The organism is Mycobacterium sp. E342, from assembly GCF_001667665.1.
Lineage (GTDB): Bacteria > Actinomycetota > Actinomycetes > Mycobacteriales > Mycobacteriaceae > Mycobacterium.
Genome location: NZ_LZJM01000250.1, coordinates 112,898 through 134,093, shown reverse-complemented (window position 1 = coordinate 134,093; position 21,196 = coordinate 112,898). Strand labels below are relative to the sequence as shown.

Genomic DNA, 21,196 nt, shown 5'->3' with positions numbered 1-21,196 from the left:
TGGCGATACAGGTACTGAGACAGCCACCCTTGAATCCCCACGGGCGTTACCCAGGCAGCGACATCCGCATCCCCACTCAGCTGAGTCTTATCGCGCGGCCAACTGGTCGTTGATGTTGGTCCACTGACCTTCGCCCTTGTGGTTGCCCATGTTTCGGCATTGGCCATCGAGGATGATCTGCCCGTAACTGTGGTCGGACGGCATGAAGCTGATGCTGGCGGCCACGCCGTCTTTGTTGAGCGTCGCCCCGTGGTAATGCTGGCCGGGCGGCGCACCGTCGTTCCAGCCGTGCGCGATCATCGCCGTTCGTACTTGCTGGAAATAGGCGTCGGGGTCGCCGTGGATCAGGAAGCTGAGCGTGACGGTGCCCTGAAACGGCGGGTCGCCTTGGTCGTTGCAGGAGGCGAAGGAGAACGCGCCGCTGACCCCGTCCAGGTTGGCGGCGGCGACGATTTGTCTGGCCGGCTCGATCACCTGGGCCTTGGTCTGGTCGTCGCTCATGGGGTGGGCGGTGTCTTCATACGGGTTGGTAGATCCGCTTGCTGGTGGTTTGTGTTGCACTGGCGCGCATCCTCCTAACAACATGGCGACGACCAATACGGAAGTGAGCAGGGCTTGGCGCAACGGCACGCGTTGTTCCTTAATGGTGGTGTTGAGCATCGAACACATGGTTGTCGGTGATAGATCCTGGCGACCGCTCCCATTCCGGGTCAATGACGGCCGGCGTGTGCGGGCCGATGGTGACCGGGGGCAGGCCCGGGATTCGGACTTGTACTCCCCCGAACGAATGGCGGTGTTCGGCCGTCATGCCGTCGGCTTGGAGTTGGTCGCCGTGGCCGGAGACGATGTCGGCCATGCCATAGAGGGCTTCGCTGCCGCGGTGGTAGTAGTACGAGTGGTCGTGGGGGTTGATGCCGTCGGACCCGGGAACCTCGGCGCGGAACCGCACCGACCCGAACCCGTCGACGGCGGGGTCGGCACCCAGGCTGGGGTTGGTTCCAAAGAAGTTCTCGCCGAACAACTTCTTGCTCGCCCCATCGAGATGGCCGAGCATGCCGACCGGATCGGTGGATGCGTCTCCCACGAAGACGTGTCCACCGTCAAGGTGAAACTGCGCCGCGGATTGGGCCGCGTCGGTGCCCGGGCAACCCAGAAGCACAGCGTCATTGGCGTGCATGCCATGTAACGCAAAGGCGTCGGCGACGGTGGTCGAACCGTAGGAGTGCCCCAGCACCGTGACATGCTGGCCGGCGCCGAGGTGCGTCGCCCACAGACCATTGACGTCCTGCGCCAGGGCCGCGCTGCCCGTGCGGGCCAGTGCGGGTGTCGAGATGCGCTGAACGTCGTCGAAGCCGTTCGGGGCGTCGTAACCCATCCACGCGATAACCGCCGTCGGGTTGTTCGGGTCGGCGGCATTGGACTGTTCGAACAGGTTGATCGCGTCATTGTGGCCGTCGTGCAGCCAGCCGCCCTTGACGCTGCTGCTGGTGCCGGGCACGATCACCGCGGTGTTCTTCGCGGTGTCGGGGTTGCCGATCGCGATCGCCGCCCTGCCCTTGCCGCCGAACGCCGTTGGGTCGTAAGCGAACAGGTAGACCGGGTTCGGATGAAGCGGGTCTCCCGCGTCGTGGTCGAGGCCCAGCTTGGTCTCGTTGGCGTTCTGGTATCGGGTGACGTCGGTGGCCGACAGCCCGAATTTCGCGGGGTCGCGCAGTACGTCGTCGACCGAGACGCCCTTGCGGCCGGCGATGTCGCGCACCCGGCCGAGGTCTTGGTTCATCACCGCGAGGTTGGCCTGATTGCGCGCCAGGATGGGGACGCCGTTGAGGTTGCCGATCTGGTCGGGGTGCTCGGCGATGAATCGTTGGCGCTGCTGCGGGGTCAGCGAGGTCCACCAGCGGTTCACGTCTTCGGGTTTGGTGCTTGGCGGTGGGATCTGGCTGTCGGCGTCGACGGGCTGGAGGATGTTCGGGTCGTAGCCGTCGGTGCGCAGATTGCCCAGGCAGTTCTGCAGCGTGGCCGAGTAGCCGTCCCGGATTGACGCCATGTCGCGCAGAGCATCCCGGACATCGTCGGCGGCGTCGGCTTTCGCGTCCTCGATCAACATCTCCAGGAAGGCCCGGGACTTCGCGTCGAGGTTGCCGTGCTGCAGATCGTGTTCCGCGGCGTCGATGAGGTTGTCGAGCCCCTGCAGCTCATGTTCCAGCGTGGCGATCCGCTGCGCGCCGGCCTTCTGCGCCTCGGCCAACGCGGCGGCGATGTTCTCCAAGTCGGCACCGATCTTGGGTAACTGCTCCGACTGTGCGCCAAGGGATTTGACCACCCGCTGCACTTCTTGGGAGTCGTTGATGGGGTGGTCGCCGTTCTGGTGGTTCCACGCGGCGTCGAAGCGCTTCCGGGCTTGCTCGAACGCGTGGTCGGCTTCCGCGGTGTGCCGGCCCGCGCCATGGAACGCCTCGGCCAGGCTCGAGATCTGAGACGGGCTGCCGGCCTGCAAGCTCTGATTGATCGCCCAGGGATCGCCGCCGGCTTTCGCGATCAGGTCGGCGACGTTGAGCCATTTCAGCTGCATTGCACCGCCCCCAAAAAGCCCCAGTCCTTCAACCGCCTATGAGGCTACCTCCGCAGCCCCCGCGGCGACGTCGATGTTTGTCGTGGCCGTGGACAGATCGGCCGGCTGACGGGAGACGCCCGCTGAGGGCTTTTACGGGCGCTCCTGGATCACGCACTCCACGATCCGATTGGCCAAACGCGGGTCGAATCCCATCCGCGACACCTTCCGGGCTTCGGCGGCGGGTGAAACACCGGAATTGAGGTCCTGCTCAATAGCCCCGATGAGCTGCTGATTCTGGGTGTCGTGCTCCCACAGCGGGACCTGCGTAATGCTTCCCACGCAATTTCCGTAACCACTCAAGTCGGCGCGCGCCGTTGGGGCCACCAGCATGCCGATGGCCATGCCGACCGCACCAGCAACGGAGAAGACCCGCACGATCTCACGAATACCCAGCCGTAACGCTGAGTAATCAGCAAACGGTTTGAATTCGAGCAGTGGTGTCGTCGGGACGAATTCAGACGCGCTCGGCCTTCATGTCCATATCGATCGTGCCCTGGCACGCGCCGCTCAAGATCTCGGTGTGCATCAGGCCGTCGAGCGACCCGTCGGGTTGCGGCGTGTAGCGCACGGTCGCTCGCGCCGGGTTCCACTGGATCGAGGTGTCGGGCATCATGCAGTCCCACTGGAAGTCGTTGGTTTGCGACCAGGACTTCCCATCCCACGTGAACTGGATCGGCTGCGGAACCGTCGGGTTGGTCGGCGGCGGGCCACTGACGATGGTGGCGACGCACTTGCCGTTCGTGCAGCTCGAGCGGAAACCGTAGGTCTCGGTGTGCTGCCCCTCGGGATTGCCGACCGCCATGCTGGTGCCGGCCTTGGGACCGACCATGAACGTGATCGCGTACTGGCCGTTCCACGACGGGTTGTCGGCGACCGCGGTCGGGGGAATCAACATGGCGATCGGCAGCGACGCAGCGCACAGCCCGACGAAGCGTTTCACGCGGTCCGACGTCATCGCTTCTCCTTGAGGCCGTACCCCTTCATAGTCATACGCCGGTCCGTCACGAGCAAGAGTCTGGCCGGTTGCCTCACCAACCCCACTCATCATCGGCGAGGACATCCACGGTGAGGGCGTTGTCGGCCGCGTGTTGGGTCCCGTAGTAAAAGGTCAGCAGGGTGCGGTCACCCTCGAGGGCTTCGGTCGCGACGACGGTGGCGTGCCCGATCTTCATGCGGATCTTGTCGCCGGGCTTCAACTCGTCAACACGCTTAAGGGGCACGCTTCACCCATCGGCAGCGCTGAAACTGCCAACTGCTACAGACGCTCGTGTCATCCATCGCCGTCCCGTCGACCAGCGAACTACTTCGAGGCTTCCTCGTAGCGGACTGAGGCCACCAAGGCCGCGCCGAGCAGAACCAGCAAGGGCACGAACACCAGTGGGTAGGTCGCCACCGCGGCTATGGCGATGATGACGCTCGGCACCGTCAGCGCCATCGCGGCCGTCGGATGCCGTTCGCTGAGGGCGACGATCCGTGCCGGCGCCGCAAAAGCCGCCGCGGCCTGCGGCTGCCAATCCGGTCGATCACCATACGAGCGGTGGGTTTTCAGGCCGCACCCCATGCAGGCACGCCCATAGGAGTAGCGGGTTTTCAGCCCGCAACCCAGGCAGGTGTGGGTGGTCATCCGCCCATGATGTCATCGCGGCGACCGGCCGACGCGTTCGACGTTGCGCCGGCTGTCAATTTCTAAGTCGGGCGCGAGCTGCTCGCAGACGCCCGCCCACCTAGTCCTTGTCGTCGTCCTCGTCGTCTTCGTCCTCGTCGTCTTCGTCGTCCTCGTCGTCGTGGTCTTTGTTCTCGTCGTCCTCGTCGTCCGAATCCTTGGACTTCTCGGAGCGATCGAGCTTGTCCGCGAATTTCGTCAGCAGCTCAGCCAAGTCGCGCGCCTCGTCAGACGCCAACGACTCGTCGAACAACCGCTCGTCGTCCTGCGATACGCGCTCGAGATAAACCGCGTCGTCCTTGATGCTGACGTCCCACCGGCCGCCCTCCTCACGAACCATCCGATGCCGCCTTCCGAGTAGTGACCTGATCGCTGGAATCGGCGCGTCCCGGCGCGCTACTGGCTTGGTTACCCACTTGCGCCGCTCGCTCCTCAGCGGAGTCCGCGCCGCCACTGCGGCCGGGTCACGGCGCGATCGGCCGCTTGAAGAAGCATGCGACGGAAAAGGCGCCCCGGTGGTCGGCGTCGAGTCCGACCATCTCCCACCCCTGGCGGCCCAGTTCGTCGGCCTTCAGTTTCATCTCGTCCATGGCGGTGTCCCCCTCGCGGTAATCCCACGTGTACTCCCACTGCTGCGGATACCACTTGCCGTCGGATGCCAGCCACCATCCCGGGCCCGGTGAAGGATTGTTCATGGGGTCGTACGTACCACAGGACGCGAGGGCAACCTATGGCGCGTAGGCCCACCCGAGGAAGATGTTCTGCGAATCGTAGGGACTTGGTCGAAGTTCCCGGATGTGCGGCGGGGTGAAGTAATTGGCGGTGAGGTATTGGCCGTTGCCCTCGCTGAGCATCACGTGCCCGGTGCCGTGATCGAATCCCGGATTGCTCGTAAAGACGAGCGCCCCCTCCGGAATGTTGTCGGCGTTGGTGTGAATCAGCCCGTTGCGGTTGAAATCGTTGAAGGCGTCCATCGCCGACGGGTATCTGAACGCGTGGTTGTACGCCTGCTCGACGAACGTCTCGCATTGCACCGTGTTGTCCGGATCCGCGGCCATCTGGCCACGCGCCCACGCCATCGCCCGAGCCGCCTTGTCTTCGCCGGTCGCCGCCGCCGGGGCCGCTCCCCCACCGCCGCAGTCGGGGCCCAGGGCGTCGAGGGTGCGCGTGTCGATGTCGACGTCGGCGACGTAGTGACCGTCAGATGTCTTGTACCACAGGCTGTCCCAACCGCCGTCGCCGATCTGGTAGCTGAAGAAGCCCTTGACCGGCTCGCCCGCGGCGTGGCACACCAGGGTCAGGACCTGCCCGGCGTTGTATACGCCCTCCTGGCCCGCCTTCAGGTTGGCGGCATTCATGCGCGGGGTGGTCGGCGCTTTCACGGTGCCGGTGGTCTCGGCACGGGCCGGCGCGGCACTCGGCAGACCCAACGCAAAAACGGCTGCCGTCATCGCCGCCATTGCTGCTTTCATTGCCCGGTCTTTCCGCCACGCCCCTATGAAATTGATCGGGACGCTACACCGGAAACAATGGCCGTGTCTTAGAAATGGCCCTAAGAATTCAGCGTCAGCAGTGGTCGGTCCAGCACCGCTGCAGCGGGCAATAGGTCGAGTGCGCCAACGTCACCATGGTGTGGACGTCCCCGAGCGTGACGTTTCTCGGGTCCAGGTTGGCGTGGATGTTTTGGGCGATTTGGTCGTACGTCCAGCCCCACCCGAGATCGTCGCAGATGAGGCGCCCCATGCCGATGAGCGCGGCGTCGTGGTCCGGCGGCCAGTTGAAGCCCTGAGCGCGCAGTTGAGCCAGGTAGGCGTCGTCGTTGGCATCGGCGGTCGCGATCCCCGTGCTGGCAATGAGGGCGGCACCAACCATGACGGGGACGGCCAGTCGCGCCGGCCAGCGAGATGAGGGCATTTGATCCGCTTCCTTTCTTCGTGCCGTTGACGGCGCCCGCAGGATACGGCTCCAATGCGGCAGGATTCGAAGACTAGGAAAACTAGGGAAAATACAGCTTATCGAAAGTTGAATAATCGGCTTCGCGGGCGCCGAATGCGCAATCCGGCCGTGGGCACAGTCACGGCCCGGGTGGAGGTGGCGGCGGCGGAGTCCAGCGCTTGCCATCCGTGGTCCATCCGCACGGCAGCCAGTTCAACTGCGGCCCATCGAAGCTCAGGCATTTGGGCGTACCCGGTGGGGGCGTCGGGCCCGGCGACCGCGAGTCACCGTGAGCGACGGCGCCGCTGAGCATTACGGCCCCAACGGCCAGAAATATGGCTGCGGGCTTTCTCATCGCCGGAGTACCCACCGAAGCGATCGCCGCTAGCCTTCGGCCCGCGCGTTCACCCTCCGAATTTTAGTCGTCCGGCCCTGTCCAAGACCTGCAGAATTCCTGCGAATCGGCGGTGACGACAGGGCACCCCGACGACGGGATCGCGCGGGCGGCAGTCGATTTGCGGCGGGTCAGCGGCGGCTAATCGTTCGCCCCCGGATATGACCAAGTAGACGCGCAGTTCTGCAAATTTTTCTGCCCCGCAATGACTTTCGCCGCCGGGGTAGAGTCGCGGGCATGAATTTCATCGAGTGGCTGAAAACCCCGCACTACCTGCGGACCCGTTTGATGATGGAACGGCAGCCGATCAGGAACCTCGAGATCGAGACCGTGTTCCTCGAAATCTCCCACCGCGACGCGCTGCTGCGGTTCCCGGTGATGCTCATGTTCCTCCCGAGGCGCGCCCGCCCGTCGCGCGACCGCACCCCGCGCCCCGATCAGGACAAGTGACCGCGCGTCAGCTCTGCGTGGCTTTGCTGACGTACTGCGGGCAGTAAGACTGCGTCGCCGCACCGATGAAGTAACCCGAATTGTGGTCGCTCAACCCGAGCGCGCCTTGTACGTCGGACAGGGTCTGCGCCAGAGTCGCACCATTGGCCCAGTCCTGGCAAACTCCATGTCCGGCGTTGACGACGGTCTGGTCCGACAGGTTGGTAAAGGTGATTCCCTGCTTCGTAAGCGCCTGCAGGAAAACGTCGTCCGTCGAGTCGGCGTTCGCGATCGGGGTGGCGACGACGGCCATGGTAGCCACAACGGCAGCGAACGGGCCGGTCAGACGTGTCGGGTTCTTCATGATGACTCCTCGGTGGGCCTATCTTTCCGCTGGACCGAAATGTGCACATCGGTCGACGCGCTGACGAGTTGACGCTTCGATCCGCCAATACTGTTACACACGTGATGCATTGGTGCTCGGCAAACTCGAAAACATTCGCCTGGGCGCCGCGGAACCGCTTTCTAATTGACGGGAAAGCCATTTATGCGGGAATGGTTGTACGCGCTCCACGGCAAGTGCATTGCGCGACGAAACTGCGGGTGCGCGACGTCGGGCCCGGTAACCGGCCGGCGCCGGCCCTACCGAGCGCGTAACCGGGTTGGGCGCCGGCGACCGATCGGGCATGCTTGCCCTATGCACATCGTGAACGGCGTCCGTGACCCGGCGGCAAGCTTCCCCCTCGACACCGTCACCGACGATGCGGCCGAACGTCGACAGGCCAACCGGGCCGTCGCCGTCAGCGCCGTCGGACTCGCACTGACCGGGCTCATCGAATTGGCCATCGCGCTGCTGTCCGGCTCGGTGGCCCTGCTCGGCGACGCATTGCACAATCTGTCCGACGTCTCCACCAGCGTCCTGGTGTTCGTCGGGTTCCGGGCTTCGCGCAAGGTTCCCACCGAGCGCTATCCCTACGGTTACGAACGCGCCGAGGACCTGGCCGGAATTGGTGTGGCCCTGGTGATTTGGGGCAGCGCCGCCGTCGCCGCGTACGAGAGCATCAACAAGCTGCTCCGGCACGGCGGCACCGGATACCTGGGCTGGGGCATCGCGGCGGCGATCGTGGGCATCGCCGGCAACCAACTGGTGGCGCGCTACAAGTTGGTGGTGGGCAGGCGAATTCGCTCGGCCACCATGGTGGCCGACGCGAAGCACTCCTGGCTGGACGCGTTGTCGTCGGCGGGGGCGATGCTCGGTCTGATCGGCGTGGCACTCGGCTGGGGCTGGGCCGACGCCGTCGCCGGGATCGTCGTCACCGGATTCATCTGCCACGTCGGCTGGGAGGTGACCGCCGACATCGCCCACCGACTGCTCGACGGCGTCGACCCCGAGATCGTCACAACCGCCGAGGCCGTCGCCGCCGCGGTCCCGGGCGTCACCCACGCGCACGCCCGGGCCCGGTGGACCGGGCGGACCCTTCGCGTCGAGGTCGAAGGCTTCCTCGATCCCGGCACTCCCCTGGCCGCGGCCGACCGGATCGGTCGCCAGGTCGCCGCCGCGCTGGCACCGCAGATCCCGGAGATGCACAACTTCACCTGGACGGCGCGGGCCGCCTGAGTCACGGCCCGGAGGTCAGCCCCGGCGGAACCGCTCGCGCAGTTGCGGGTCGTTCTCCCACCACAGGCCCGACGGTGCGACGCCCCCGTCCTCGGCACCCTCCGCCGTGTCCAGTTCGGCGTCGACCCGCACCGCGTGCGCCTTCTCGTCGCGGGACAGGGTGCGCATCAACAGCAGCACGAACGGCCACCCGACCAGGTCCCCGAGAATCCACAAGACGCCGGCGCCGATGGTTTGATCGAGCCGCTGATCGGGGCCCCAGGTCCGGTGCAGATCCGCGTAATACGCCGAGCCGATCAACGCGCCCTGCCAGATGACCAGCCCCAGGACGCCGTCGCCGAGGGCCTCGCCGACGGTGATCAGCAGCGAGATCGACTGCGGGTACCTGCGCGGCACCGGGTCTTCCTGCAGCCGGGCGTAGAAATACCCAAAGCCGATGGCCACCAGCACAATTCGAGTGGGCGTGCCCACCCACTCGTTCTCCAGGGCCGCGGTGTACCAGGACGTCAGGTAGAGCAGCCACGGCGTGGCCAGCATCGCCACCGACGTGGTCGCGGGGTGCGCGACCACCCGGGCCAGGCGCGTCGCCAGCAGCCGATCGAGCCGGTCGCGGCCACCGGGCCCCAGCGCGGCCCGCAAGACCGTGACCGGCTTGCCCTGGGCGATCAACAGCGGCACGACGTAAAGCAGCAGCACCACCTGCAGCGCGCGCACCCAGAACAGCGCGTACGCGTAGGCGCCGATCGCGCTCGTCGTCGCCAGCAACCACACGACCGCACCGGCCGCGAAACACCCGGCTTGAGCGCGGCCGACCGACGGCTCGGCGCTCCGGGCCCGTCGATAGCACCAGAGGTATCCGGCGGCGAGCAGGGCGATCACCGCGACGCAGACCAGGTCCGGCCGCCACGTCTGGACCGCGGCGCCCCACGTCAACGGCCCGAGATCGGCACGCACAGTGACCAGAGTATTGCCGGGCACAACCCCGGCAGCGCTCAGTTGCCCGCCGCACCGTCGGGCTTGGGCCCGCGGTCGTCGCCGGTGATGTACTTCGGGCAGTAGTGCGCCGCGGAGAGGTAGGTGAACTTGGCCGCGCTGGCCCCCTGGAACCCCGGATTCTGGTTGCGCAGGTCGGTCACGATCTTCGCGTCCGACTGCCCGTCGTCGAGCAACTCGCACACCGACTTGCCGATCGTGATCGCGTTGCCGCCGTCCTGGTAGGTGATGCCGGCGTCGCGCAGGTCCTTGAGGAAGTCCTGATCGTTGTCGACGTCGGCGTTCGCGGGCGCGGCCAGGCCGATCACGGCGGCGGCGCTCGCCAGAACCAGTAGGAATCGCATAACGCAGCGATTCTCGCAGACCCGCCGGCGAATGGCATCTCGTCGGGCAAACGGCGGGTGAACACTCTGACCGGCCGGCGCCGGCTATGCCGCCGGAGCCCGGGAGAATCGCAGCGCCGGGCGGCGCAGCGTCAACGACTCGGGCAGCGCCCCGACCTGCCGGCGCTCCGCCGGTTCCCAGATGTCGCCGTCGAGCACACCGGGCAGGCCCGCCTCGCTGGCGACGAAAACCGGTGCCCGGCCCTGCGCGAACTGCCGGTGATAGTCCTTGAGCGCCGCGAACGCCCACTTGCCCAGCAGGCAGATGGTGAGCAGGTTCGCGATGGCCATCACCGCCATCGTCAGGTCGGCGAGCGCCCACACCAGCGTCAGCTTGGCCAATGCGCCGAAGACGATGGACAGCAGCGTGACCACCTTCAGCACGTTGGCCGCCAGGCGCCGGCCGCCCAGGTAGAACAGATTGGCCTCCGCGATCACGTAGTTGCTCAGCACCGACGCGAACGCGAAGACGAACACCACGGCGGTCATCAGCACCGTGGTCCACGACCCGAGATCGGCGGCGATCGCGGACTCCGTCAGGCTGGCTCCGGCGACCGCCCCCAACCGGGCCGGGTTGTAGGTGTCCGGACCCGACAGCAGCACGATGAACGCCGTCGCCGTGCAGATCACCATGGTGTCGACGAACACTGCGAGCGACTGAATCATGCCCTGCTCCACCGGATGTCTGACGGTCGCGGCCCCGGCGATGTTGGGTGAGCTGCCCATCCCGGCCTCACAGGCGAACAGCCCCCGTTTGACGCCGGTGAACATCGCGGCGAGCACACCACCGGCGAAACCGCCTGCCAGTTGCCGGATTCCGAAGGCCCCGCCGATGATCTCCCTGATCACCGTCGGCAGCTCGGTGATGTTGACGGCCACGATCCCCAGCGCGAGCAGCGTGTAGGCCAGCGCGACCACCGGGAGCACCGACCCGGCGAATTGGGCGACCCGGCGCACGCCGCCGAAGAGCACGGGCGCCGCCAGGACCGCCAAAACGACTGTGGTCCAACCGACTCCGATACCATGCGACGACTGCAACACCCCGCTGATCGCGTTGGTCTCCACCATGTTGAACGCGGTCGAGAACGTGATCACCAGCAGCATGGCGAAGGCGACGCCGCCCGCCCGTGACCGCAGCCCGCGTTCGATGTAGAACGCGGGACCGCCGCGGAAGGCGCCGTCGTCCGAGCGGACCTTGAAGATCTGCGCCAGGGTGGCCTCGATCACCGCGGTGGCCATGCCGACCGCCGCGACGACCCACATCCAGAAGACGGCACCGGGCCCGCCGACCGTCAGCGCGATCGCGACACCGGCGATGTTCCCCGTGCCCACGCGCGACGCGAGACCCACGCAGAACGCCTGGAACGACGAGATCCCACCGTCGTAGTGGTGCGCCCGGCGGAGCTGGCGGACCATGCGCCCGAAGTAACGAATCTGAATGAAGCGGGTGCGCACCGTGAAATAGGCGCCGCCACCGATCAGCAAATAGATCAGGACGTGCGTATTGAGGATGTTGCTCAGGGGTTCGACTAACTGCTGCTGAAGGAAGTCCAAACCCTGCTTCCTTTCGACTGCGGGCGCTGTCCGTAGCCGAAATGGTATGGAGGAATTGTTGATTACACGTTTCGTTCACTCGCCGTTAGGGGGCGGGTATGTAAAAAGCGGATCACATTGTCAGCGCGACGCCGCCGCTAGGAGGCGACTTGGGGCGCCGAAAGCGCCTGGGGGCAATACGAGTTGGCCGCGATTGCCGCGAACCGGGTAGCGTCGTCCCCCTGCAGCCCACGATTGAGCATCTGGATCATCCGGACGACATCCCCCAACTGCGCGCCCTCGCTCACCAACTTGCACACCGACCTGCCGGACGTGATCGCCTGATCCGGATCCGAATAGGTCAGGCCGGCCGCCTGAACCGTGGCGAGGAAGGCGTCGTCGCTGCCGTCGGCGCGGGCCGGACCGGCCAGGCCGATCGCGGCGCCGAGGGCGAGCAGTACCAGGAATAGCCTCACGGCTCAAAGATCGTTCCAGAGCTGCCGCCGGCCCGCATCTCGTGGAGCGAATCGCGCGATCAGGAGCTGGCGGTGGTGGTCGCCGGGGTCGACGACGAGATCGCGTCCGGGCAATAGGCGCTGGCCGCGATCGCGGTGAACTTCTCCGCCTTCTCCTCGGTCAGCGCGGCGGCCTTCGACGTCATCGCCTTCGCGATGTCCGCCATCGCCGTGCCACTGCTGGCCGCCGAGCACACGTAGTGGGCGGCCTGGATGACTTGGCCCGGATCGTTATAGGTGAAGCCGGCCGAATTCAGCGAAGCGAGGAATGCGTCGTCGGTGTCGTCGGCGTGCGCGGGCACGGCCAAGCCGATAGCGGCCGCAACGCTGGCAATTGTCAGAACAAGCTTCATAAATTCGAAATATTCCAGACCCGGGGGCCTGAGCGCAGCCGGCGAAACAATTCTTAACGATCGTCAACCCAAGGTTGACATCCGGCAGGCGTCAACCTATCGTTGACGCCATGTCCGACCCGACCCGCATCGCCTATCCCGTCCGCCTCGACGAGCTGATCAACGCCATCAAATCGGTGCACACCGACGCGCTTGATCAGCTGGTCGACGCCGTGCTCGCCGCCGAGCACTTGGGCGAGGTCGCCGATCACCTGATCGGACACTTCGTGGATCAGGCCCGTCGCTCCGGGGCGTCGTGGACCGACATCGGCAAGAGCATGGGCGTCACCAAACAGGCGGCCCAGAAGCGGTTCGTCCCGCGCGCCGAGCCCACCACCCTGGACCCCGAGCAGGGTTTCAGCCGCTTCACCCCGCGGGCGCGGGGGGCGGTGGTGGCCGCCCAGAACGCCGCGCACGACGCGGGCAACGACGAGATCACCCCCGACCACCTGCTGCTCGGCGTCCTCAGCGATCCGGCCGCCCTGGCCACGGTGCTGCTGCACCTGCAGAAGGTCGATACCGAGGCGCTGCGCGCGGCTGTGCAGCTGCCCGCGCCGGGCCCCGCGACCCCCGACCTCATCCCGTTCAGCGGACCGTCGCGCAAGGCCCTCGAGCTGACCTTCCGGGAAGCACTTCGCTTGGGCCACAACTACATTGGGACCGAGCATCTGCTGCTGGCGCTGCTCGAGTTGGAGGACGCCTCGCCCGACGAAGGTCCACTGCGCCGCTGCGGCGTGGACAAGGGCCGCGTCGAGGCCGATCTGCTCAAGGCGCTGGAGTCGCTGGCGGCAGGCGCAAGCGTCCGCGCGCAGGGCTGACCGGGTCCGGTCCGGTCGACCCCTCCCGGCCGCCTGACCGGGTGTGCGATCATTCGAAGGTCCCCTTCCCAGGGTGCCTAGGAGGCAAGACATGGCGAAGATGCACCGGTGGTCGATCGTCGTGTCCGCGTTCCTCGTCGCCGCGGCGAGCGTCACCGCCGTCGCCGTTCTTCCCGCTCCCCGCGCCTGGGCCGGTGACGCCCCGATCGGCCACATCGGTGACACGCTGCGGGTGGACACCGGCACCTACGTCGCGGACGTCACGGTCGCCGGGGTGTCACCGTGCGATCCGCCGCCGGGCTTCGGCTACACCCGCGAAGGCACCTACAAGGGCTTCCCGGGCAGCACCGTCGAACGTGCCGACGTAGTCGTCCATGCCGTCCGGGTCCCCAACCCGTTCATCATGGCGACGAACTTCAGCTTCGACGGGGTGACGCCGTTCGCCGACGCCTACAAGCCGCGGGCCACCGACGCCCCCGACGCGCTGGACAACGTGCTGACCAACGCGCCCAACGGTGCGGTGGTGCGCGGCGAAGTGTATTGGGACGCCTACCGCGATCCCGTCTCCACCGTGGTGCTGCTGGACAAGAAGACGGGCTACCACCTCGCGCAGTGGAACCTCTGACAAGCACCGTCCGCGTCGTCACCAAGGACTCCGTCGACGTTCGGCGGCTTGCCGATATCGCCGCGCGCACCTTTGCGTTGGCCTGCCCGGCATCCGTGACACCGGAGAACATCGCGGCCTTCGTCGACGCCAACCTCTCGGCCGGGCGCTTCGCCGAGTACCTGGCCGACCCGCGTCGCGCGATCATGATCGCGGAACACGACGATCGAATCACCGGCTACGCCATGCTGATTCGCGACGCCGGCGACGATGACGCCGCCGAGCTGTCCAAGATCTACGTCGCGGGCGAGTACCACGGCACCGGGGTGGCGGCCGCGCTGATGGACCTCGCGCTGGCCACGGCCGGGGAATGGGGGGCGCGCCGGGTCTGGCTGGGCGTCAACCAGGCCAACCAACGGGCGCAACGCTTCTACGCCAAGAGCGGCTTCACGGTCAGCGGCACCCGGACCTTCCGGGTGGGCGCCAGTCTCGAGAACGACTTCATCATGACCCGCCCGGTTCGTTGACCGTCAGCGCCAACAGCCGAGACATGGCCCGCAGGTACTTCTTTCGATAGCCCCCGGCGAGCATCTCCGCACTGAAGATGGAATCCAACCTGTCGCCCGAGGCGGCCACCGGGATGCCGGCGTCATACAACCGGTCGGTCAGCGCCACCAGCCGCAACGCCACGTTCTGGTCGTCGATCCCGTGCACCCCGGTCAAGAACACGGCGGTCACGCCCTCGATGAGGGTCAGGTACCGCGACGGGTGCATGGTGGCCAGGTGCGCGCACAACGCATCGAAATCGTCGAGCGTCGCCCCGTCGACCAGCGTGGCGCGCGCGGCGACCTCTTCGTCCGACAATGGCTGCGGCGCCGGCGGCAGTCCCCGATGCCGGTAGTCGGGCCCGTCGATCCGCACCGTCGTGAAAATGCTTGCCAGCGTGTTGATCTCACGCAGAAAGTCCTGGGCGGCGAACCGGCCCTCGCCGAGCTGCTCGGGCAGCGTGTTGGAGGTCGCGGCCACCGACACCCCACGCTCGACCAGCGACGAGAGCAGCCGCGAGATCAGCGTGGTATTGCCGGGGTCGTCCAGCTCGAACTCGTCGATGCACACCGCCGTGTAGCCGGCCAGCAGGTCCACGCATTCGGCGAAACCGAAGACGCCGGCCAGCTGCGTCAGCTCCCCAAATGTCGCGAACGCCTTGGGAGTTGACGACTCCGGCCCGTCGCCGGGCAACTCGTAGTAGGCCGACGCCAGCAGATGTGTCTTGCCCACGCCGAACCCGCCGTCCAGATACAACCCGACACCGGGCAGCACTGCCCGTCGGCCCAACAACTTTCGCCGGCCCGCGCGGCGTTGCACGGCCTGACGGCAGAAGTCCCGGCATGCCACGACGGCGGCCGCTTGCGTCGGTTGGGCGGGATCGGGCTCATAGGTCGCGAAGCTCACGTCGGCGAACGTTGGGGGCGGCCTCAATTGGGCGATCAATCGCTCCGGCGACACCGTCGGATGCCGGTCCACCAGGCGCGCCACCGACCGCGAGGGGGACCCGTGCATGCCAGAACTGTAGCGGCGTGTTGCAATCAACCTCATGGGCCTTCCCGAGACGCCGCTGTCGCTGCTCGGATCGGTACGCGAACTCAGCGACGGTGAACTCCCCCGGTTTTACGACTATCCCGAATGCGACGGGACGTGGGTGCGGGCCAATTTCATCGCCAGCGTGGACGGCGGCGCGACCTCCGGCGGCAGCAGCGGGACAATGGGCGGCCCCGGCGATCGGTTCGTGTTCAACCTGCTGCGCGAGCTCGCCGACGTCATCGTCGTCGGCGCGGGCACCGTGCGGGTCGAGGGCTACTCCGGCGCGCAGCTGAGCGCCGCCCAACGGCAGCGGCGGCAGGCCCGCGGGCAAAGCGAGGTCCCGCCGCTGGCGATCGTCACCAAATCGGGTCACCTGGACCGCGACATGGCGGTGTTCACCCGGACCGAGGTGCCGCCGCTGGTGCTCACCTGCGCGGCGGCCGCGGCCCCGGCACGCCAGATGCTCACCGACCTGTGCGAGGTGATCGACTGCTCCGGCGATGACCCCGCCGAGGTCGACGAGGCCGCCATGCTGGCGATCCTCGGCGATCGCGGACTGCGCCGGATCCTGACCGAGGGCGGGCCGATGCTGCTCGATTCGCTGATCCAGCGCGACATGCTCGACGAGCTCTGCCTGACCATCGCGCCCTACCTGGTCGGCGGCCTGGCCCGGCGCATCGCGACGGGCCCCAGCCAGCTGCTGACCCGGATGCGCTGTGCCCACGTTCTGACCGATGACGCCGGTTACCTGTACACCCGCTACGTCAAGGCCTAGTTTTGCGGCGACCCGCTGCGCCCGGCTTCGCGGGGGTACCCCCAGCGCCCGGCTTCGCCGCGCTTGCGATCGCCGCTAGCTACTGTGGTCGGCATGAGTCGGCAGATCACGCTCGCCACGGTCTTGGTTGCGGTGACCACCGTGGTCGCTGGCTGCGTCCCCGGCCTGGCCGCCGACCCGCGCTTCGCCACCAATTCCGGTGCCCGGCCGCAAGGGGCGACCACCGCCAAGCCGCCCGCCAGCGGGCCGCCGCCGATCGCCGCCCCCAAGAACGACCTGCCATGGCACGACTGCACGGCGAAGGTGTTCGGCGACGCCGCGGTTCCGCCCGCCGCCGGTGTCCAGCTGGACTGCGCGAACTACGACGCCGACCTGGACCCGAACGGCGGCGGCACCGGCAACGTCAGCGTGGGCGTGGTCCGGGCCCGTTCGAACCAGACGCCGCGCGACGCGGGCCCGCTGGTGTTCACCACCGGCTCGGACCTGCCGTCCTCGGCGCAGCTGCCGGTCTGGCTGTCGCGGGGCGGCGCCGACGTGCTGCAGGCGCATCCGATCGTCGCCGTCGACCGTCGCGGCATGGGGATGTCGAACCCGATCGACTGCCGCGACCCCTCCGACCGCCAGATCATGCGCGACCAGGCGCAGTTCCAAACCGGCGACGACCCCGTCGCCAACCTGTCCGACGTCGCGAACACCGCCACCACCAACTGCACCGACGCCATCGCGCCCGGCGCGTCCGCCTACGACAACGCCCACGCCGCCTCGGACATCGAGCGACTGCGGACGTTGTGGGACGTGCCGGCGGTCGCGCTGGTCGGGGTCGGCAACGGCGCCCAGGTGGCGCTGGCCTACGCCGCGGCGCGCCCCGACAAGGTCGCCCGGCTGATCCTTGACTCGCCGGTCGCGTTGGGGGTCAGCGCCGAAGCCGGCGCCGAGCAACAGGTCAAGGGCCAGCAGGCCGCGCTCGACGCGTTCGCCGCCCAATGCCTGGCGGTGAATTGCGCGCTGGGACCCGACCCCAAGGGCGCCGTCAGCGGGTTGCTGGCCGACGCCCGCGCCGGCAAGGGACCCGGCGGTGTGTCGGTGGCGCAGCTGGCCGACGCCATCACCGTCGCGCTGGGCTTCCCGTCCGGCGGGCGCGTCAACGCCACCACCACCCTGGCCACTGCCCTGGCGGCCGCGCGCTCCGGGGACACCAACCAGCTGACCAACCTGATCAACCACGCCGACGCCACCCAGGACACCGACGGCCAGTTCGTCAACACCTGCAGCGACGCCGTCAACCGCCCGACCCCGGACCGGGTGCGCGAACTGGTGGTGGCGTGGGGCAAGCTGTACCCCCAGTTCGGCACCGTCGCAGCCCTCAACCTGGTCAAGTGTGTGCACTGGCCCACCGTCTCGCCGCCGGCGCCGCCGAAATCGCTGAAGGTCGACGTCCTGTTGCTGGGCGTGCAGAACGACCCGATCGTCGGCACCGAAGGGGTCGCCGCGACGGCGGCCACCGTCATCAACGCCAACGCGGCCAGCAAGCGGGTGATGTGGCAGGGCATCGGCCACGGCGCCAGCATCTACTCGAATTGCGCGGTCCCCCCGCTCGTCGGCTACGTCAACAGCGGCAAACTGCCCGGCACCGACACCTACTGTCCCGCCTGACTTTCCGCGCCGCTCCCGGTGTACGGTGCGCTGGTGACCGCAGCTGAATCGACCCGAGCCGGCTTGCGCGACTGGATCCTGGCCGCCTTCGGTCCCCGCAGCGGCCCGCCGAGCACGGCAACGATCGTGCGGTCGGCGCTGTGGCCGATCGCCATCTTCTCGGTACTGCACCGCAGCATCATCCTCCCGCTCAACGGCAACATCACCGACGACTTCAAGCCGGTGTACCGGGCGGTGCTCAACTTCCGGCACGGCTGGGACATTTACAACGAACACTTCGACTACGTCGACCCGCACTACCTGTATCCGCCGGGCGGCACGCTGCTGATGGCACCGTTCGGGTACCTGTCCTTCACGCCGTCGCGGTACCTGTTCATCCTGATCAACGCGATCGCCATCCTGATCGCCTGGTACCTGCTGCTGCGGCTGTTCAAGTTCACGCTGTCGTCGGTGGCGGCGCCCGCCCTGTTGCTGGCCATGTTCTGCACCGAGAGCGTGACCAGCACGCTGGTCTTCACCAACATCAACGGCTGCGTCCTGTTGGCGGAGGTGCTGTATCTGCGGTGGTTGCTGGACGGCCGGGCCAGCCGCCAGTGGTGGGCCGGGCTGGCGATCGGCCTGACACTGACCCTCAAACCCGTCCTGGGGCCGTTGCTGCTGCTGCCGCTGCTCAACCGCCAGTGGCGCGCCCTGGTTCCGGCCGTGGCGGTGCCCGTCGCCGTCAACCTGGCCGCGTGGCCCCTGGTCAGCGATCCGATGGACTTCGTCACCAAGACGGTGCCCTACATCCTGGGCACCCGGGACTACTTCAACAGCTCGATCGAGGGCAACGGCGTCTACTTCGGCCTGCCCACCTGGCTGATCGTGTTCCTGCGGGTGCTGTTCACGCTGCTGGCGATCGGAGCCATGTGGCTGCTGTACCGCTACTACCGCACCCGCGACCCGCTGTTCTGGTTCACCGGTTCCTCGGGTGTGCTGCTGTTGTGGTCGTGGCTGGTGCTGTCGCTGGCCCAGGGCTACTACTCGATGATGCTGTTCCCGTTCCTGATGACCGTCGTGCTGCCCAACTCGCTGATCCGCAACTGGCCGGCGTGGCTGGGCATCTACGGGTTCATGACGCTGGACGACTGGCTGATTTACCGGTGGATGAGGTATGGCCGCGCGCTGCACTACCTGAAGATCACCTACGGCTGGTCGCTGCTGTTGATCGTCGCGTTCACCGTGCTGCTGTTCCGTTACCTCGACGCCAAGGCCGAGAACCGGCTGGACGACGGCATCGATCCGGCGTGGCTGACGGCGCGTCGCGATTTTCGCTAGCGTGGATGCATGACAAGCCCGAAGCTGCAGCTGACCGAGGCCGAGTGGCGGCAGAAGCTCACGCCCGAGGAGTTTCACGTGCTGCGTCAGGCCGGCACCGAACGGCCCTTCACCGGTGAATACACCGACACCAAAACCGAAGGCGTCTACCAGTGCCGGGCCTGCGGTGCCGAATTGTTCCGCAGCACAGAGAAATTCGAATCGCATTGCGGCTGGCCGTCGTTCTTCGACCCGGCGAGCTCCGATGCGGTGATCCTGCGGCCCGACCACTCGCTGGGCACGACGCGCACCGAGGTGCTGTGCGCGAACTGCCACAGCCACCTGGGCCACGTCTTCGCCGGTGAGGGTTACCCCACCCCGACGGATCAGCGCTACTGCATCAACTCGATCTCGCTGCGGCTGGTGCCGTCGGGGTCGTAATCCCCGTTCGATCTCGCGACACTTAAACCACGCACACGACACGCCGGAAGGCGACGCCGTGGTTTAAGTTTCGCGGAAGAACGCCAAGGCCAGAGGTGCTGCGGGATCAGTCCACGCGGGTGGCGTGCACCTCCCAGAACGGGGCATGCACCCGGCCGCCCTGAAGCCACGGCTCCATCGCGCGGAATCGCTTCAGAAAGTCCTGCGCCTGATCGGCCATGTCGGGATTGCGCTCGGCCATCATCTCGATCTGCTCGACGCTCATGTTCACCAGGTAGGTCGTCGGCCCCAGATAAGTGATCTCCCAGCCGCCGTGCGGCAGCACGTCACGAAAATCGTTCTCGGACAACGACCGCATCATCTTGAACCCGTTGACGTCGTGTTCCCCGAACTCGAACATGTACAGCCGCGCACCGGGCTTGGTGGCCCGGCGCAGCGCCTGCACGTAGGACCTCTGCAACTCGGGATCGGTGCTGAAGGTGTGGTAGAAGGCGCAGTCGACGACGGTGTCGAACCGGCCTTCCAGGCCATCCAGCTTGGTGGCGTCGGCCAGCTCGAAGTTGACCGAAACACCTGCCTTGCGGGCGTTTTCGCGGGCCCGCTCCAGCGCGGTCGCCGACCCGTCGATCCCGGTGGCCGAGTAGCCCTTGGCGGCGTAGTAGATCGCGTGGTGGCCCGGCCCGGTGCCCGGGTCGAGGACCTCACCCTTGACCGCTCCCATGGCGACCAGCCGCTGGACCACCGGCTGCGGGCCGCCGATGTCCCACGGCGTGGCGGCGGGCAATCCGTGCGACAGCCGCTCGTCGCGGTACATCTCCTCGAAGCGGGCCGGATCGGTGGGGTCGAACTGCGGCTGGGTCATGGCAGCGAGTTCACCAACTGCTCGACCGGCACGCGCGGGCCGGTGAAGAACGGCGTCTCCTCGCGGGTGTGCCGGCGCGCGTCGGTGGCGCGCAGCTCCCGCATCAAGTCGACGATGCGGTGCAATTCGGGGGCCTCGAAGGCCAGGATCCACTCGTAGTCGCCGAGCGCGAACGCCGGCACCGTGTTGGCCCGGACGTCCTTGTACTCGCGGGCGGCCATGCCGTGTTCGGCGAGCATGCGGCGGCGCTCTTCGTCGGGCAGCAGGTACCACTCGTAGGACCGCACGAACGGATAGACGCAGATGTAATTGCCGGGCTCCTCGCCGGCCAGGAAAGCCGGGATGTGGCTCTTGTTGAATTCGGCCGGCCGGTGCAACGCCACGCTGCTCCACACCGGCGCGCTGACCCGTCCCAGCGCGGTGGTGCGCCGGAAGTCGGCGTAGGTGGCCTGCAGCGCCTCGACGCGTTCGGCGTGAGTCCAGATCATGAAGTCTGCGTCGGCCCGCAGGCCCGCCACGTCGTAGAGGCCGCGCACCACGACGCCGCGCTCCTCCTGCTGCTTGAAGAATGTCGATGCTTCATCGATGACGTCGGCGCGCTGGTCACCGAGCTCACCCGGCTCGACGGAGAACACCGAGAACATCAGGTAGCGGATCGTGGAGTTGAGCGAGTCATAGTCGAGCTTGGCCATGGAAC

28 protein-coding genes are annotated in these 21,196 nt (G+C 67.1%); 9 read left to right on the top strand and 19 right to left on the bottom strand.

What is annotated here, in order from left to right; translation table 11 throughout:
- Positions 1-87: 87 nt before the first annotated feature.
- The 10 genes from A5692_RS20185 to A5692_RS20145 form a co-directional block, all read right to left on the bottom strand.
- Positions 88-660 carry a hypothetical protein gene (locus A5692_RS20185; protein WP_068059023.1) on the bottom strand — a complete coding sequence of 191 codons (573 nt, stop codon included), beginning with the start codon at positions 658-660 and terminating at the stop codon, positions 88-90.
- Complete coding sequence (locus tag A5692_RS20180; protein WP_068059021.1) at positions 641-2,572, bottom strand: alpha/beta hydrolase; 1,932 nt, start codon at positions 2,570-2,572, stop codon at positions 641-643. Before A5692_RS20180 ends, A5692_RS20185 begins: the two co-directional genes overlap by 20 nt.
- A 132-nt stretch (positions 2,573-2,704) precedes the next feature.
- Entirely contained in the window at positions 2,705-2,989 is a 285-nt protein-coding gene (locus A5692_RS20175; RefSeq protein WP_156766180.1) for a hypothetical protein, read from the bottom strand.
- Between the two features lie 79 nt (positions 2,990-3,068).
- Positions 3,069-3,569, bottom strand: a complete 501-nt coding sequence (locus A5692_RS20170) for a hypothetical protein (RefSeq protein WP_068059016.1) — start codon at positions 3,567-3,569, stop codon at positions 3,069-3,071.
- 73 nt (positions 3,570-3,642) lie between these two features.
- Positions 3,643-3,834 (bottom strand): hypothetical protein, encoded by a 192-nt coding sequence (locus A5692_RS29195; protein ID WP_156766179.1) that lies wholly within the window; start codon positions 3,832-3,834, stop codon positions 3,643-3,645.
- A gap of 80 nt (positions 3,835-3,914) precedes the next feature.
- Positions 3,915-4,238 (bottom strand): hypothetical protein, encoded by a 324-nt coding sequence (locus A5692_RS20165; protein WP_068059014.1) that lies wholly within the window; start codon positions 4,236-4,238, stop codon positions 3,915-3,917.
- A 100-nt stretch (positions 4,239-4,338) separates the two neighbouring features.
- Positions 4,339-4,617: a hypothetical protein gene (locus A5692_RS20160; RefSeq protein ID WP_068059012.1), complete on the bottom strand. Its 279-nt coding sequence runs from the start codon at positions 4,615-4,617 to the stop codon at positions 4,339-4,341.
- Positions 4,618-4,741: 124 nt separating this feature from the next.
- A complete protein-coding gene (locus A5692_RS20155; protein WP_068059010.1) occupies positions 4,742-4,972 on the bottom strand; it encodes a hypothetical protein in 231 nt (76 codons plus the stop codon).
- Between the two features lie 33 nt (positions 4,973-5,005).
- On the bottom strand, positions 5,006-5,728 hold the full coding sequence (locus tag A5692_RS20150; protein WP_156766178.1) for a hypothetical protein: 723 nt from the start codon (positions 5,726-5,728) through the stop codon (positions 5,006-5,008).
- A gap of 115 nt (positions 5,729-5,843) precedes the next feature.
- Entirely contained in the window at positions 5,844-6,149 is a 306-nt protein-coding gene (locus A5692_RS20145; RefSeq protein ID WP_082962904.1) for a DUF732 domain-containing protein, read from the bottom strand.
- Between the two features lie 694 nt (positions 6,150-6,843).
- Here A5692_RS20145 and A5692_RS20140 point away from each other — a divergent pair.
- Positions 6,844-7,056, top strand: a complete 213-nt coding sequence (locus tag A5692_RS20140; protein WP_068059003.1) for a hypothetical protein — start codon at positions 6,844-6,846, stop codon at positions 7,054-7,056.
- Between the two features lie 7 nt (positions 7,057-7,063).
- Here A5692_RS20140 and A5692_RS20135 read toward each other — a convergent pair whose 3' ends face one another.
- Positions 7,064-7,399 carry a DUF732 domain-containing protein gene (locus A5692_RS20135; protein WP_082962900.1) on the bottom strand — a complete coding sequence of 112 codons (336 nt, stop codon included), beginning with the start codon at positions 7,397-7,399 and terminating at the stop codon, positions 7,064-7,066.
- Between the two features lie 333 nt (positions 7,400-7,732).
- On the opposite strand from A5692_RS20135, the gene A5692_RS20130 reads away from it, so the two are divergent.
- Complete coding sequence (locus A5692_RS20130) at positions 7,733-8,653, top strand: cation diffusion facilitator family transporter (RefSeq protein ID WP_068059002.1); 921 nt, start codon at positions 7,733-7,735, stop codon at positions 8,651-8,653.
- Positions 8,654-8,668: 15 nt separating this feature from the next.
- Here A5692_RS20130 and A5692_RS20125 read toward each other — a convergent pair whose 3' ends face one another.
- From A5692_RS20125 to A5692_RS20105, 5 genes are all read right to left on the bottom strand, one after another.
- Positions 8,669-9,607 (bottom strand): cytochrome c oxidase assembly protein, encoded by a 939-nt coding sequence (locus A5692_RS20125; protein WP_068059000.1) that lies wholly within the window; start codon positions 9,605-9,607, stop codon positions 8,669-8,671.
- Between the two features lie 38 nt (positions 9,608-9,645).
- Positions 9,646-9,990, bottom strand: a complete 345-nt coding sequence (locus A5692_RS20120) for a DUF732 domain-containing protein (RefSeq protein WP_068058998.1) — start codon at positions 9,988-9,990, stop codon at positions 9,646-9,648.
- Between the two features lie 84 nt (positions 9,991-10,074).
- The gene (locus tag A5692_RS20115) at positions 10,075-11,583 is read right to left on the bottom strand and encodes a sodium:alanine symporter family protein (RefSeq protein ID WP_068058995.1); all 1,509 of its coding nucleotides are present in this window, start codon (positions 11,581-11,583) and stop codon (positions 10,075-10,077) included.
- A gap of 137 nt (positions 11,584-11,720) precedes the next feature.
- Entirely contained in the window at positions 11,721-12,038 is a 318-nt protein-coding gene (locus A5692_RS20110; RefSeq protein WP_068058993.1) for a DUF732 domain-containing protein, read from the bottom strand.
- Between the two features lie 59 nt (positions 12,039-12,097).
- Complete coding sequence (locus A5692_RS20105; RefSeq protein ID WP_068058991.1) at positions 12,098-12,430, bottom strand: DUF732 domain-containing protein; 333 nt, start codon at positions 12,428-12,430, stop codon at positions 12,098-12,100.
- Positions 12,431-12,540: 110 nt separating this feature from the next.
- On the opposite strand from A5692_RS20105, the gene A5692_RS20100 reads away from it, so the two are divergent.
- The 3 genes from A5692_RS20100 (at position 12,541) to A5692_RS20090 (ending at position 14,418) form a co-directional block, all read left to right on the top strand.
- Positions 12,541-13,287 (top strand): Clp protease N-terminal domain-containing protein, encoded by a 747-nt coding sequence (locus tag A5692_RS20100; RefSeq protein ID WP_068058989.1) that lies wholly within the window; start codon positions 12,541-12,543, stop codon positions 13,285-13,287.
- Between the two features lie 100 nt (positions 13,288-13,387).
- Positions 13,388-13,912: a hypothetical protein gene (locus tag A5692_RS20095; RefSeq protein WP_067927392.1), complete on the top strand. Its 525-nt coding sequence runs from the start codon at positions 13,388-13,390 to the stop codon at positions 13,910-13,912.
- Positions 13,900-14,418 carry an N-acetyltransferase gene (locus A5692_RS20090; RefSeq protein ID WP_068058987.1) on the top strand — a complete coding sequence of 173 codons (519 nt, stop codon included), beginning with the start codon at positions 13,900-13,902 and terminating at the stop codon, positions 14,416-14,418. Before A5692_RS20095 ends, A5692_RS20090 begins: the two co-directional genes overlap by 13 nt.
- Here A5692_RS20090 and zapE read toward each other — a convergent pair.
- Complete coding sequence (gene zapE, locus A5692_RS20085; RefSeq protein WP_156766177.1) at positions 14,396-15,487, bottom strand: cell division protein ZapE; 1,092 nt, start codon at positions 15,485-15,487, stop codon at positions 14,396-14,398. The two genes, A5692_RS20090 and zapE, sit on opposite strands and share 23 nt — an antisense overlap.
- On the opposite strand from zapE, the gene A5692_RS20080 reads away from it, so the two are divergent.
- From A5692_RS20080 to msrB, 4 genes are all read left to right on the top strand, one after another.
- A complete protein-coding gene (locus A5692_RS20080; protein WP_068058983.1) occupies positions 15,486-16,247 on the top strand; it encodes a pyrimidine reductase family protein in 762 nt (253 codons plus the stop codon). The genes zapE and A5692_RS20080 overlap by 2 nt on opposite strands.
- A gap of 93 nt (positions 16,248-16,340) precedes the next feature.
- Positions 16,341-17,900 (top strand): alpha/beta hydrolase, encoded by a 1,560-nt coding sequence (locus A5692_RS20075; RefSeq protein WP_082962928.1) that lies wholly within the window; start codon positions 16,341-16,343, stop codon positions 17,898-17,900.
- 18 nt (positions 17,901-17,918) lie between these two features.
- Positions 17,919-19,217 (top strand): arabinofuranan 3-O-arabinosyltransferase, encoded by a 1,299-nt coding sequence (gene aftC, locus A5692_RS20070; protein ID WP_068058979.1) that lies wholly within the window; start codon positions 17,919-17,921, stop codon positions 19,215-19,217.
- 9 nt (positions 19,218-19,226) lie between these two features.
- A complete protein-coding gene (msrB, locus tag A5692_RS20065; protein ID WP_068058977.1) occupies positions 19,227-19,637 on the top strand; it encodes a peptide-methionine (R)-S-oxide reductase MsrB in 411 nt (136 codons plus the stop codon).
- 106 nt (positions 19,638-19,743) lie between these two features.
- On the opposite strand, the gene A5692_RS20060 is transcribed toward msrB, so the two are convergent.
- Together A5692_RS20060 and hemQ are read right to left on the bottom strand one after the other, a co-directional pair.
- Positions 19,744-20,499 carry a class I SAM-dependent methyltransferase gene (locus A5692_RS20060; RefSeq protein WP_068058975.1) on the bottom strand — a complete coding sequence of 252 codons (756 nt, stop codon included), beginning with the start codon at positions 20,497-20,499 and terminating at the stop codon, positions 19,744-19,746.
- Positions 20,496-21,191, bottom strand: a complete 696-nt coding sequence (gene hemQ / locus A5692_RS20055; protein WP_068058973.1) for a hydrogen peroxide-dependent heme synthase — start codon at positions 21,189-21,191, stop codon at positions 20,496-20,498. Before hemQ ends, A5692_RS20060 begins: the two co-directional genes overlap by 4 nt.
- Positions 21,192-21,196: the final 5 nt, after the last annotated feature.